This is a genomic window from Sphingomonas bisphenolicum, from assembly GCF_024349785.1.
Classification (GTDB): domain Bacteria; phylum Pseudomonadota; class Alphaproteobacteria; order Sphingomonadales; family Sphingomonadaceae; genus Sphingobium; species Sphingobium bisphenolicum.
Genome location: NZ_AP018818.1, coordinates 869,964 through 883,845, shown reverse-complemented (window position 1 = coordinate 883,845; position 13,882 = coordinate 869,964). Strand labels below are relative to the sequence as shown.

7 protein-coding genes and 1 pseudogene are annotated in these 13,882 nt (G+C 61.4%); 6 read left to right on the top strand and 2 right to left on the bottom strand.

Translation table 11 applies throughout. The features are described from left to right. Positions 1–28: 28 nt before the first annotated feature. The 6 genes from SBA_RS22365 to SBA_RS22340 all read left to right on the top strand — a co-directional run bounded on the left by SBA_RS22365 (position 29) and on the right by SBA_RS22340 (position 10,953). Complete coding sequence (locus tag SBA_RS22365) at positions 29–1,018, top strand: glycoside hydrolase family 43 protein (RefSeq protein ID WP_261937073.1); 990 nt, start codon at positions 29–31, stop codon at positions 1,016–1,018. Positions 1,019–1,144: 126 nt separating this feature from the next. Next, complete coding sequence (locus SBA_RS22360; RefSeq protein ID WP_261937494.1) at positions 1,145–2,785, top strand: glycoside hydrolase family 43 protein; 1,641 nt, start codon at positions 1,145–1,147, stop codon at positions 2,783–2,785. 11 nt (positions 2,786–2,796) lie between these two features. Beyond that, positions 2,797–4,365, top strand: a complete 1,569-nt coding sequence (locus SBA_RS22355) for a glycoside hydrolase family 43 protein (RefSeq protein WP_261937072.1) — start codon at positions 2,797–2,799, stop codon at positions 4,363–4,365. Next, the gene (locus SBA_RS22350) at positions 4,362–6,701 is read left to right on the top strand and encodes a glycoside hydrolase family 95 protein (RefSeq protein ID WP_261937071.1); all 2,340 of its coding nucleotides are present in this window, start codon (positions 4,362–4,364) and stop codon (positions 6,699–6,701) included. The genes SBA_RS22355 and SBA_RS22350 overlap by 4 nt, the downstream gene beginning before the upstream one ends. Continuing rightward, complete coding sequence (locus SBA_RS22345) at positions 6,698–8,611, top strand: NPCBM/NEW2 domain-containing protein (RefSeq protein WP_261937070.1); 1,914 nt, start codon at positions 6,698–6,700, stop codon at positions 8,609–8,611. Before SBA_RS22350 ends, SBA_RS22345 begins: the two co-directional genes overlap by 4 nt. A gap of 17 nt (positions 8,612–8,628) precedes the next feature. Next, a complete protein-coding gene (locus tag SBA_RS22340; protein WP_261937069.1) occupies positions 8,629–10,953 on the top strand; it encodes a glycoside hydrolase family 127 protein in 2,325 nt (774 codons plus the stop codon). A gap of 31 nt (positions 10,954–10,984) precedes the next feature. On the opposite strand, the pseudogene SBA_RS22335 reads toward SBA_RS22340, so the two are convergent. Next, positions 10,985–12,324, bottom strand: a pseudogene (locus SBA_RS22335) (cation:proton antiporter). A gap of 394 nt (positions 12,325–12,718) precedes the next feature. Beyond that, positions 12,719–13,792, bottom strand: a complete 1,074-nt coding sequence (locus tag SBA_RS22330; protein WP_261937068.1) for a helix-turn-helix domain-containing protein — start codon at positions 13,790–13,792, stop codon at positions 12,719–12,721. Positions 13,793–13,882: the final 90 nt, after the last annotated feature.

Below are 13,882 nucleotides of genomic sequence, written 5' to 3'. Positions count from 1 at the left end.
CTGACGTCCATCCATAAGGACCATCTTCATGCGCCGCTCGCTCCTTGCCTTTTTCCTCCTCAACGCCATGGCGGCGCCAGCCCTGTCGCAGGACGCACCCGGCACCAATCCCATCATCCGAGACAAGTTCACCGCGGACCCTGCGCCGATGGTCGATGGGAACCGTCTCTATCTCTATGTCGGCCATGACGAGGCGCAACGGGACGAAATGTTCAACATGCGCGAATGGCTCGTCTATTCAACCACCGACATGCGACATTGGACCGACCATGGCCCGATCATGAACGTGTCCGACTTCAAATGGGCCAAGAAGGACGCCTGGGCGTCGCAGACCATCAAGAAGAATGACAAATACTGGTTTTACGCTGCAGTCGAACATGACGGCACGCATCCGGGCAAGGCGATCGCTGTGGCGGTTGCCGACAAGCCCACCGGCCCGTTCGTCGATGCTAAGGGATCGGCGCTCATCACCAACCAGATGACGCCCAAGGGCACGCATAGTTGGGAGGATATCGACCCAACCGTCTTTACCGACGATGACGACGTCACGTGGATCGCCTGGGGCAATCGCCAATGCTATATCGCGAAGCTCAAGCCCAACATGATCGAGATCGACGGGCCGATCCGCGAGATCACACCGCCGCATTTCGAGGAAGGGCCCTGGCTGCACAAGCGGGGCAAGCTCTATTATCTGACCTACGCCTCGCTCGACCGCGCCACCCATCGCGACGAGCGTATCTCCTACGCTACGGCACCGTCGCTCGGCGGCCCCTGGATCTATCGCGGGGAATTGACCGGGTCGGGCAAATACAGTTTCACCATCCACGCCGGCATCACCGAGTTCAAGAAACAATGGTATATTTTCCTGCACAATGCAGCGCTCGCCATCGGCGACCAGAGTGGCGCGATCGGGCGTCGTGCCGTGACGGTGGAGCGGCTGGAATATGAGTCGGACGGCACCATGAAGACCGTCGTGCAAACGGAGGCCGGTGTCACGGCCAGTGATCCGGAAACATAAACACAGCTTGCGCCGAACATTCATAGCGGATTATGTTAGCGCTAACGATAGATGCGGCGCGCGTCAGCGCAGCAGTGGGAGGAGAGAATAATCATGGCCCGACGTACTTTGCGCCTGTCTGCGCTCATGCCTTCGATACTGTCTCTGTCGCTGTTCGCCGCCTCCGCCCACGCCGCCCCGGCGCGGTTCGAACGCTTTACCTATAAAGGGCATTCGACGGAAAAGGTCGTGGTCAAGCCCGGTGAATATCGCAATCCGATCCTGACCGGCTATTATCCGGACCCGTCGGTGACACGTGTTGGCGACGACTATTATCTCGTCAATTCGTCCTTCGCCCATTATCCGGGACTGCCGATCTTCCGGTCGAAGGATCTGGTCAACTGGACCCAGATCGCCAATGCCATCGACCGGCCCGAACAGTTGAACTTCGACGGCCGTCGGACCTCGCAGGCGGTGTTCGCGCCCGATATCAGTTATCACGACGGCACCTTCTACATCGTCAACACCTGCGTCGAATGTAAGGGCAATTTCGTCATCACCGCCCGAGACCCGGCCGGCCCCTGGTCCAACCCGATCTGGCTGCCCTTCGAAGGGATCGATCCGTCCATCTATTGGGAGGGCGACAAGGCCTATATCGTCAACAACCGCGCGCCCGACGAAGCGCCCCGCTACGACGGACATCGCGCCATCTGGATTCAGGAATATGACTGGCGCACCGACAAGATGGTGGGGGAAAGCACCCAACTCATCAACGGCGGCGTCGACATCGCCAGGAAGCCGGTCTGGATCGAAGGACCGCATATCTTCCGCAAGGACGGCTATTATTATCTGACTGCGGCCGAAGGCGGCACCAGCGTCAACCATTCTCAGGTCGTCTTCCGTGCAAAGGCATTGCGCGGCCCCTACATCCCGTTCGAGGGCAACCCGATCCTGACGCAGCGCGATCTTGATCCGGCGCGGCCCGACATGATCGGCTCGGCCGGCCATGCCGAACTTGTCCAGACGCAAAATGGCGACTGGTGGGCGACCTTCCTGGCCGTCCGCCCCTATGACGGCGACGATCATTATAATATCGGCCGCGAAACCTTCCTGCTGCCGGTCGAGTGGAAGGACGGATGGCCGATCATCCTGCCACGCGGGCAGGCCATCCCCCATGTCCTCAAGGCGCCCAATCTGCCCGCCCAAGCCAAGCCTATTTTGCCCACCAGCGGCGATTTCGCCTATATCGAAGAATTCGACGGCGCGGCGCTGCCGATGGAATGGGTCGGCATCCGTACACCGCAAAAGCCCTTCTACCACCTCACGGGCGGCGCGCTGGCGCTGGAAAGCGGCGCGTCCCTTGGTGACCTGAACGGCGTTCCCGCCTTCATCGGACGGCGGCAACAGCATAGTAACGCCACCTTCTCCACCACGCTGCGCTACACCCCGGCCAAGGATGGCGACCGCGCCGGCCTTGCCGCCGTACAGAGCGATCGCAGCAACCTCTTCTTCGGCCTCACCCGGATCGCGGGCAAGCCGGTGGTCGCCCTGTACACCCGCGACACGGCGGATGCCGACACGCTGGTCGCCTCCGCACCCGTCGCCACTAGCGGCCCTGTGACCCTCACCATCCGCGCGACCGGCGGAACGATCGCCTTCGACTATGGCGTCGATGGCACTATTAAGACGCTGAAGGCTGACGTCGACGCCACCCTGCTCAGTACGAAAAAAGCGGGCGGCTTCGTCGGCACGGTCGTTGGCCCCTATCACTACATGCCGGCCAACTGAGGCGCACCGCCATGATCCGGACCGCATGCATTAGCCTCGCCCTCACCACCGGCCTGATCGCCGCCGCCCTGCCCGCGCAGGTCTGGCGGTCCGATCAGGGTGATGGCACCTATCGTAATCCGGTGCTGTTCGCCGACTATCCCGATCCCGACATCATTCGGGTCGAGGACGATTTCTATTTCGTCTCCACCACCTTCGCCAACGCGCCGGGCGTCACCATCCTCCATTCGAAGGATTTGGTGAACTGGCGTATCGCGACCCACGTGGTCGACCGGCTTGACGGCGACCCCCGCTATGACCTCAAAAACGGTGGCGACTATCGCCACGGCTTCTACGCAGCCAGCCTGCGCTGGCACAAGGGCCTGTTCTATCTCGCCGTCACCCCGGTTGGCCACAAGACGCGTATCTACCGATCGGCCAGGATCGGCGGCCCCTGGGCCTATAAGGAACTGGACCGCGAAGCCTTCGATCCCGCCTTGTTCATCGACGCGGACGGAACCGCCTATCTCGGCACCTCGATCGGCTCGGACGGCACGGTCACGCTGCTGACGCTCAACGACGATCTCTCCGCCGTCACCGCCGCAAAAGTCACTTATTATAACAAGGGCGCGGAGGGATCGAAGATCATCCGTCACAATGGCTATTATTATCTTTTCAACGCCATCCCCGGCAAGCTCGCGATGACTATATCGCGCTCGCGCAGCCTTTGGGGGCCATGGGAAACCAAACCGTCGATCGATGACAAGACCGGCGGCCATCAGGGCGGGATGGTCGATATGCCGAACGGTAGCTGGTATGGCTTCGTCATGGTGGACGCTGGCGCGATCGGCCGCATGACCAATATCAGCCCCATCTTCTGGAAGGACGACTGGCCCTGGTGGGGCAGGCCAGACAAGCCCGACGTCGTGCCCGAGCGGTCGCCCAAGCCGATCGCCGGCCATCCTTTCACCGAACCGCCTTCGTCGGATGATTTCTCCTCGTCGAAACTTGGGTTGCAATGGCAATGGAACCATAATCCAGACGACAGCAAATGGTCGCTGACGCAGCGTCCCGGCTTCCTGCGTCTTCATGCAACTCGTGCGGACGGCATCTGGACCGCGCGCAACACGCTGACGCAAAAGGCGCAGGGGCCAAGGATGCGCGCCATCGCAAAACTCGACATCGCCGGTATCAAGGCGAGCGATATCTGCGGTTTGGGCAGCTTCGGCAAATATAGTGCCCAGATCTCGATCGTGGGTGGTGCGAAAAACGCACGATCGCTGCGGATGCAGCTGACCGAAAGCACGAAGGACGGCCCCCGCACCCAGGTCCGCGTCCCCGCCATAGCCATCGCCGGCAACAGCATATGGCTGCGTACTGACATGGATTTTGACATGAAGCAGGGCCATGTCGCCTACAGCCTCGACAACCGCAAATGGACGGAAGTCGGCGGCCCGTTCCCGCTTGCCTTCGACTGGCGCACCGGCACCTTCCAGGGACAACAGATCGCACTGTCCTGCTATAATTCCACCGCCTCGGGCGGCTATGTCGATATCGACAGCTTCACCCTCGCGCCCTTGGCCACAGGCTTGCAGCCATGACCCTGAGCCGTCGTGAAACCATGGCCGCCATGGCAGCCGGCACCGCCGCGCTCGTGTCAGCCCGGCCGACCGCCGCAGCGCCCGACGCATCAGCCGCGCCCTTGCTATGGTATCGCCAGCCCGCGACGGCATGGACCCAAGCGCTACCCATTGGCAATGGGCGTCTGGGAGCGATGCTGTTCGGCGGCGTCAATCAGGACAGGCTGCAACTCAACGAAAGCACGCTCTGGGCAGGCCAGCCCTATGACCCCGTCGATCCGCAGGCCAAGGATATATTGCCCAAAGTGCGTGCGCTGATCTTCGCAGGGAAAATCGCGGAAGCCGAAGCGCTCGCCAACCAGACACTGATGGCCAAACCGCTGACCCAAATGCCCTATCAGACGCTGGGCGACCTGATCCTCGACTTCCCCGGCATCGGCGACGCCAGCGCCTATCGCCGCGATCTTGATCTCGACAAGGCGATAGCGACCACCCGGTTCGACGCGAACGGCGTCACCCATGTCCGTCAGGTCGTCGCCTCCCCGGTTGACCAGCTCGTTGCGGTCCACTTGACCATTGGCAGGTCAGGCAAAATCGATGTCGACATCGCCTTGCGCTCACTCCAACGCGACATCGAGATCATGGCGGATGGCCCCGTCGGGCTACTCCTCACCGGCCGCAATGGCGCATCCAAGGGGATCGAGGGCAACCTCTGCTTCGCCGCGCGTCTGGCGGCACAGATCGAAGGCGGCCGTGCCACGCATAGCGCCGATGGCCGTCTCAGTATCCGCGACGCCAAGGCCGTCACGCTGTTCATCGCCATGGCGACCAGCCACAAGCGCTTCGATGATGTCAGCGGCGATCCGGTCGCCGCCACCGCCACCACGCTGGCCAGGGTCAAGGGCCGCCCATTCGTCCGCATCGCCACCGACACCGCCGCCGCGCACCAGCGCCTGTTCCGCCGCGTCACCCTTGACCTGGGCACTACGCCGGCCGCGCTGCTGCCCACCGATCAACGCATTGCCGGCTCCCAGACCAACGACGATCCCGCGCTCGCCGCCCTCTATTTCGACTATGCTCGCTACCTGCTCATCTGCTCGTCCCGCCCCGGTGGCCAGCCCGCCAATTTGCAGGGCCTCTGGAACGACAGCCTCAATCCGCCCTGGGGTTCCAAATATACGATCAACATCAACACGCAGATGAACTATTGGCCGGCCGAGCCGACAGCCTTGGGCGAATGCGTCGTGCCGCTGGTTGATTTGGTGCGCGAACTGGCCGTTACCGGCGAGCGCACCGCCCGAACGATGTATGGCGCGCGGGGCTGGGTCGCCCATCACAACACCGACCTGTGGCGCGCCACCGCACCGATCGACGGCGCGCAATTCGGCTTGTGGCCCACCGGCGGCGCTTGGCTCTGCACCCATTTATGGGACCATTATGACTATAGTCGCGATCGCGCCTATCTGGCGTCCATCTATCCCCTGATGGCCGGCGCGGCGCGTTTCTTCCTCGATACGCTCCAGCGCGATCCAACCACCGGCTTTCTCGTCACCAACCCGTCGATGAGCCCTGAAAATCCACACGGCCATGGCGGGACGCTCTGCGCGGGGCCAACGATGGACATGGGGATATTGCGCGACCTCTTCACCCAGACGATCGAGGCCGCGACCATTCTGGACACCGACGCCGCGCTCGTCGCCGAAGCGCGCGCTGCACGCGACGCGCTCGCGCCCTATAAAATCGGGAGTCAGGGCCAGCTTCAGGAATGGCAGCAGGATTGGGACTCCGACGCGCCGGAGCAGAATCACCGTCATGTGTCCCACCTCTACGGCCTCCACCCGTCCCACCAGATCACGCCCGACGCCACGCCCGATCTTGCCGCAGCCGCGCGCCGTTCATTGGAGATACGGGGCGACCGTGCGACCGGCTGGGCGACCGCCTGGCGCATCAACCTGTGGGCGCGCCTGCGCGAAGGCGATCATGCGCACGACATCCTGCGCTTCCTGCTCGGGCCGGAACGCACCTATCCCAATATGTTCGACGCCCATCCGCCGTTCCAGATTGACGGCAATTTCGGCGGTGCGGCGGGGATTGTCGCCATGCTGATGGACAGTCATGGCGACGTCATCGATCTGTTGCCAGCGCTTCCGAAAGCCTGGCCGACCTGCCGGATCACCGGCCTGCGCGCGCGTGGCCGCTGCGGCGTCGATCTCTACTGGAAGGACGGCCAACTCGACCATGCGATCCTGCGCCCCGAACTGTCGGGCCCGCGCACCGTCCGCCTCGCTGGCAAACGCCGGACCCTGACACTCAAGACCGGTGCGCCGGTTTCCCTGACGCCCAAGGATTTCGCATGACCTTCCGACGTTGCATCCTGCCGATGCTCGCTCTGTGCGCCAGCACCAGCCTCCGGGCACAAACCCCTGCTTCCGACTTAGTCGATCCACTGACGCCCACCGGCCGCTGGAGCGCCTATCAGTCCGGCAGCGCACAGCTGCCCCCGATGGGCTGGAACAGCTGGAACGCCTTTTTCACGGAAATCGATGAGGAGAAGCTGCTCGGTTCCGCCCAGCGTATCCTGGATACCGGCCTGGCGAAAAAGGGCTATCGCTTCATCAACATCGACGATGGCTGGTGGCTGAAACGCCGCACAAGCGACAATAAACTCATCATCCGGGCCGACAAATTTCCTTCGTCCCGCATCGTAAAGGGCGATCCTTCCTTCCGTCCCCTGACCGATAAACTCCATGCCATGGGTTTCAAGGCCGGCATCTATTCCGACCTGGGCCGCAACAGTTGTTCGCAGGCCTATTCTGATGGACCCGCGCAACTGCCCGAAGGCACGGTGGCCGAGCGGGAAGTCGGCCTGTACGGGCATAGCGATCAGGATATCCGCCTCTTTTTCGCGGACTGGGGCTTCGACGCGATCAAGGTGGACGGCTGCGGCATCCGCGCTTTTGCTGCTGATGCGGAACGCGTCCGTAATGGCCAGTTCCGCGCCCTCCCGCCTCTCATCGACCAGCACAGCATTACCCGATCGGACATCCCGGCGGTCAAGACGCTCTTTGCCGATATCAACCGATCGCTCGCCCAATATAATCCTGACGGCGACTATCTGCTTTCGCTCTGCATCTGGGGCAGCGCCAATGTTCGCGCCTGGGGCAAGGATGTCGGCAGCATCTCGCGCACCAGCGACGATATCTCGCCCGACTGGGGGCGGATGCTCACCAATTATGACAGCGCCGTGCGCCGCGCATTCTATGCACATCCGGGTAGCTGGAACGATCCCGACATGCTCTTCATCGGCAAGGGGGATTTCGACGCCAACCATCTGACCGAGGCCCGGTCGCATTTCGCTCTTTGGGCGATGATGAATGCGCCGCTGCTGATCGGCTCGGATTTGCGCACCACGCCCCAACCGCTGCTCGATATTTTTGGCAATGCCGACCTGATCGCGCTCAATCAGGACCCTGCCGGCAATCAGGCGACGGTCGCCTTCGACAGCGATGGTTTCCAGATTCTCGTCAAGACGCTGGCGAACGGCGATAAAGCCGTCGCGCTGTTCAACCGGGGATTGTCCGCCGTAAATGCTGTGCTGACCGCCGAGCACCTGAAGTTTCGCACCGATCGCCCGATCGCCTTGTCCGATCTTTGGACGGGTGCGAAGAGCGAGTTCACCAAAGAAATGAAGCTGCGTGTCGAACCGCGCCAAACCCTGGTGTTTCGCGCGAAAGGCGGCCGCCTATTGGCTGACGGCCTTTATCTGTCGGAGCAGCCCGGCGTCGTGAATCCGGCAGTGGACGGGGTGATGCGGCCCGAACCAGATCCCACCATCTATCGGTCGATACCCGGCTGGCGCGGCACGCGCGGGATTGGCGAGCGGCCCATGTATGCCGGATGGGGCGGCGCGATGGCCGATGCGACGCCCTATAATCAGGCGCTTGTGATTGCCGGCCGCACCTTCGCGTCGGGCGTGGGCATCCTTGCCAACTCGCGGCTTGAAGTGCGCAGCAAAGGCTTTGCCCGCTTCACCGCGTCGGTGGGGGTGGACGACAGCGCGCTGGATGGCGATCAACCGGTCCGTTTCTTCCTCTATGGCGACGGCAAAGCGCTCGCCAGCACGCCACCGCTGCGTCGCGGGGCACCTGCCCAGCCGCTGGACGCAGACGTCAAGGGGGTCGCCATCCTCGAACTCATCGCCCGTGCCGACGGCGTTACAGCTAACGCCGTGCCGGTGACCTGGGGCGACGCGGCCCTGCGCCGCTGACAAGGAGAGAGAATGGCATGCGCTACCCACTTGCCCGCCGGACGTTGCTGACTTCGGCCAGTCTGCTTTTCCCGCTCTCGCCCGCCATGCTGCGCGCCGCGACCGCGCGCGGCCCACGGCGCGCTACGCCGGTCCCCAGCCGCCATGTGCGGCTAAAGCCTTCGCTCTTTGCCGATGCGATGGCGGCCAATCGCCGCTATCTTCTCTCGCTCGACCCGGAACGGTTGCTCCACAACTTCTACATCAGCGCGGGCCTGACCGCGCCCGCACCGGTCTATCGCGGATGGGAGAGCGAAAGCATCGCAGGCCATACGATGGGCCACTGGATCTCCGCCGTATCGCTGATCATCGCCAATGGAAACGACCCTGAACTGACAGCCGTTCTGGACCGAACGCTGGCATCCATGCAGCGCATTCAGGAGGCCGGTAAAGACGGCTATCTGGGTGGCATGACGGTGACGCGCGACGGCCAATCGGTGCCGGGCAAGATCGTGTTCGAGGAAATCCGTCGCGGCGATATCCGCGCGACCTGGGAACTCAACGGCGCCTGGGTGCCGATCTATGCCCTGCACAAGATTCTCGCGGGTCTGATCGACGCCTATCAATTGGCCGGGCGCAGCCCTGCGCTGTCGATCGCGGTCGGCCTCGGCGACTATTTTGCGACCATCGTCGAGGGGTTGAACGATGATCAACTCCAGAAAGTCCTGTCGGTCGAACATGGTGGCATATTGGAAAGCTATGCCGAACTCTATGCGCTGACGGGTACGCCCCGCTGGCTCGATGTCGCGCAGCGGCTGCGCCATCATGCGGTGGTCGATCCGCTGGTGCGCGGCGAAGACAAGCTGGCGGGCCTGCACGCCAACACGCAGATACCCAAGGTCATCGGCCTGGCGCGCCTGCATGAGGTGGGCGGCGAAGCGCAGGACGCCAACGCGGCCCGTTTCTTCCATAAGGCTGTCACCGGCCATCACAGCTATGTCATCGGCGGCAATTCGGAACGCGAACATTTCGGCCAGCCGGACAGGCAGGGCGAACAGTTGACCACCGCGACCTGCGAAGCGTGCAACAGCTATAACATGCTCAAGCTGACCCGCCATCTTTATGGCTGGTCGCCCAGCGCAGACTGGTTCGACCTCTATGAACGAATCCAGATCAACCATATGCTCGCCCATCAGCGGCCCGACACGGGCCAGTTCGTCTATTTCATGCCGATGGAAGCCGGGGCCAAGCGTGACTATTCAACCCCAGAGGACAGTTTCTGGTGCTGCGTCGGTTCGGGTATGGAAAGCCACGCCAAACATGCCGATTCCATCTATTGGCGCGATGGGTCGACGCTGTTCGTCAATCTCTTCATTCCCTCGACGCTGGACCTGCCAGCAGGCCTGACGTTGGACATGAACACGCGCTATCCGCACGACGGCCTGGTCACCCTGACGGTCGCCCGCGCCCCTCGCCGCGCAACCACCCTGGCCATCCGCCGCCCGGCCTGGGCAGACGGCGCGACCGTCATGCTCAACGACCAGCCGTTCGCCGCGCAACCGCAGGACGGTTACTGGCGCATCGATCGTCGCTGGCGCGCGGGCGATCGCATCGCCGTCACCATCCCGATGACGTTGCGATCAGAACCGCTCGCCGGCGCGCCTGAGACCTATGCCTATATGAGCGGCCCGCTGGTCCTCGCGGCCAATCTCGCGCCGGCGGATCAGCGCTTCGATGGTCCTGCCCCTGCTCTGCTGATCCAGAATGACGCAGCCAGCGCGCTGACGGTCCTTTCCGATCAACCGCATCATTATCGCGCGACCGACGTGCTGGGCCAAAAGCACGACATCGTTCCTTTCTATCCGCTTTACGACCGCCGCACCGCGGTCTATTTCCGCACCTTCACACCGCAAAGCTGGCAGAAAGAGCGCGCGGCCTATCTTGCGGCAGAGGCTATGCGCGTCGACCTCGCGCGCCGCACCATCGACATTTTCCACATCGGCGAGATGCAGCCCGAACGCGATCATGGCTTCACCGCTACCGACGGACAGAGCGCTGAATTCTACGGCAAGAAGAATCGCTCCCTGCCGGAAGGCGCGCAGGCCAGTTTCACCATTCAGCGTCGTCCAGGCCCTGCCCTTCTCCAAATCACCTATTGGGGCAACGACACCGGCCGCGAACTGCGTATCCTCGTGGATGGCCAGGAGGTCGCCATCGAACGACGCGAACAGCGCAAGCATAATGAATGGCTGCTCATCGACTATCCGCTCGCACCGACACGAGCAGCCCAGTCCACCGTCACGCTCACAGGCCTCAAGGGCAAAAGCACCATCTATGGCGTTCGAAGCCTGGAGGCGCATTGACGGCATAGACGAACTGTTGGCGCAATGCCTGTCAAATATTGGGTGCCAATCGGCCAATAGCGCGCGCGCGCCGACCATAAAACAGCTCGAACAGGGGGCCAGCCATCATCGTGGTCACGACGGCCATCAGCACCAGCATCGAAAATAGCGCCGGCTGAATAATCCCCTTCTGTATGCCGATATTGACGATGATCAATTCCATCAGACCACGGGAATTCATCAATGCTCCGATGCCCAAGGCGGTGTGATTATCTTCCCCGACAAACGGGCCGCCAGATAACAGGCGCCAAATTTGGCGACGATGGAGACGAACAATATCCCCAAAGCTATCAAAAGATAGGGAACCGAGCTCATGACGTCCAAGCGCGTGTTAAGGCCGGAATAGGTGAAGAACATCGGCAGAAGGAGGACGACCGCTATAGGCTCGATCTTCGCCTTCAGTTCTTCCACGAACAGACCGCGCGGCATGAACACACCCAAAATGAAGCCGCCGAATATCCCGTGAATGCCGATGGCATCCATGATGAAAGCGGACAGGCAGAATAGGGACAATGTTATGGCCAATATCGTTGCGCTCATTTCGCCCCGCGCCTCGACGGCGCGACCCAGCGGCGCCAATAATTTTCGGCCGAACAACAGGAGAAACGCAGCGTACAGAACCGCGCCCACGATCGCGACGACCGCGATCGCGCTGTTACCCCCTGACAAAGCCAGCACCACGGCCAGAACACACCATGACGCCGCGTCGTCGAATGCGCCCGCCGTCAGCGACAGCGTTCCGAGCGGACTATCCGCCAAACCGCGCTCGTTGATGATCCGCGCCAGCATAGGGAAAGCGGTCAGCGCAATACATGCACCCATGAACAAGGTGGCCTGCCCCTGCCCCAACCCATCCGCAAACAGACCAGGAACCTGCAATATATAAGGCGTGATCAACACGGCCATCAGGAACGGCGCAAGCAGCCCGGCCGCCGAAACCATGGCTGCATTGCGCGCCTTGGATCGAAAATGATCAAGCCTCAAGGTCAGGCCGACGAGGAACATATAAAGGGATACGCCCAATTGCGATCCGGCGTAAAGGACGCTGCTGGTTTCCTTTGGAAAGATCATCGCGTGCAGCTCCGGTGCGATCATCCCGAACAGCGACGGCCCCAGGATCACACCCGCGATCATTTCGCCCACCACCTGAGGCTGAGCCAGAAATTTTCGGCCCAGCCATCCCACCGCGCGACATGTCGCCATGATCAACACAAGTTGCAGAAAGAAATGAACGCTATAGTCCGCCGGCGTGTAACTGACCATTTTTGCGGTCACCGCGGGGCCGTGAGGGTCCAACGTGCCCTTCAACACGGATAGAATGTCACCGCCCATATCGGACCCTCCCCATTTTATCTTTGGGAGCGCTATCATGAAGTGTGTCTAAGTAAAAGCGTTTCAGCGGATGGCGGCCTCGAATCAAGCGCACGTCATCCAGTCAAGCTTGTCCACCAAATGCTCTGTCGCATATATGGAGTAACGACCGGCATGGCAGGAAGCCCAGCGAAATGCGCTTTGCGTGGGTCTAAACCCTTTACAGCTTCAATTCCCGCCACCTTCCCCTTCTAAGAAGGCAGATACCGAATTCAGATCGGGAACAGGCCGACGTTCCAGATTTTCTGACGAAGACTGGCACGGCCTTGGCCGTTGCAGCCTGTGACGGTCTTCCGTCTCGTCGCAAAACGGCGGAGCATCCCCGCATCAGTTCGAGCTACGCCAATCGGAAATTTCAAGCGCGCAGCATCCTCATCCATCGCACGAAATCAGCGCTCGCATTGGGATGAACGTTGTTATTGGCCCATGACCAGAGCAGATTATTATGTGCGCGTGCCTGGCTTGGCGGCATGCCGAAAGCTGCTTTGAACGCACGATTGAAGGCGGACTCGCTGGAAAAACCGCATTCGAAAGCGATTTCCGAAATCTTGCGTCGACGGTTTTCCGGTATCGTCAATGCCATCGCGGCGATAGTCAACCGGCGCCGGCGGATGTAATCGGCAATGCCCCCCATCGTATCGAATGCCCGATATAATGAAGCGCGCGACATGCCCAACGATGCCGCCAGCATATCTGCATCCAAGTCCGGATCGCGCAGCCGTCGGTCTATCTCCGTCGTCAGCCGGCTGATCGGAGACGGCGTGAAGGTGGCGGTAGAAAGATTTTGGCGGTTTGAAGCAGAAAGAAGATTGGTGATGAGCGCTACCGTCGATTTCGCCGCGACATCGGCTTCATCAGCACCAAGGGCTGTGGTGCGTTCAGCCAAAGCAATCATATAGCTTGCCAGCATACCCGTAATGGCGCCGCCCGCGGGCAAAACCAGACCATGCAAACCATCTATGCGACCGTTAGTCGGGTCGAAAAAGGCGCGCGGGATCAGCAATGTGATATTACTGAAATCATTGGCCTGCGTCTGCAGGGTCTGGGCCAGATCGAATATGACGATGTCGCCGCCCCCCACCGTCACCGGTCTGTCGCCGGCCACGCCGGTGAAGCCGCCTTCGACATAAAGCTGGACCAGGAAATGATCCAGACCGCTCGACGCCACGAGCGCGGGCGATCGATCAAACGCCAGCGCCGAGGATCGGAAGGTGCCGAGCATGATGGTGCCCAGATGCCAGGCAATCAGGTCGAGCCGATAATCGTCGTCCGATCGCCTGGAAATGGCGAAGACATCCTGCACAGACTGCTTAAAGGCCGCGAACGCCATCTCCGCGGAGACGTCGTCGGTCGATACCTGGAAAAATGGGATGCCTCTGTCGGATGGTGACGTCATGGACCGAATCAATAAACCTTTAAAATCGAACATAATTAAATTTGGCTTTATGCTTTACGCCCATAACGTCTCAGAGTTCCAGCATTCTGTATCACCACCCCGCCAACGCGTTGACTTGTCGCT

Bases quoted from the DNA above. Each gene is read 5' to 3' on its own strand.
- SBA_RS22355 (WP_261937072.1), top strand. From the start codon at position 2,797: ATGATCCGGACCGCATGCATTAGCCTCGCCCTCACCACCGGCCTGATC.
- SBA_RS22365 (WP_261937073.1), top strand. From the start codon at position 29: ATGCGCCGCTCGCTCCTTGCCTTTTTCCTCCTCAACGCCATGGCGGCG.
- SBA_RS22350 (WP_261937071.1), top strand. From the start codon at position 4,362: ATGACCCTGAGCCGTCGTGAAACCATGGCCGCCATGGCAGCCGGCACC.
- SBA_RS22330 (WP_261937068.1), bottom strand. From the start codon at position 13,792: ATGTTCGATTTTAAAGGTTTATTGATTCGGTCCATGACGTCACCATCC.
- SBA_RS22360 (WP_261937494.1), top strand. From the start codon at position 1,145: ATGCCTTCGATACTGTCTCTGTCGCTGTTCGCCGCCTCCGCCCACGCC.
- SBA_RS22345 (WP_261937070.1), top strand. From the start codon at position 6,698: ATGACCTTCCGACGTTGCATCCTGCCGATGCTCGCTCTGTGCGCCAGC.
- SBA_RS22340 (WP_261937069.1), top strand. From the start codon at position 8,629: ATGCGCTACCCACTTGCCCGCCGGACGTTGCTGACTTCGGCCAGTCTG.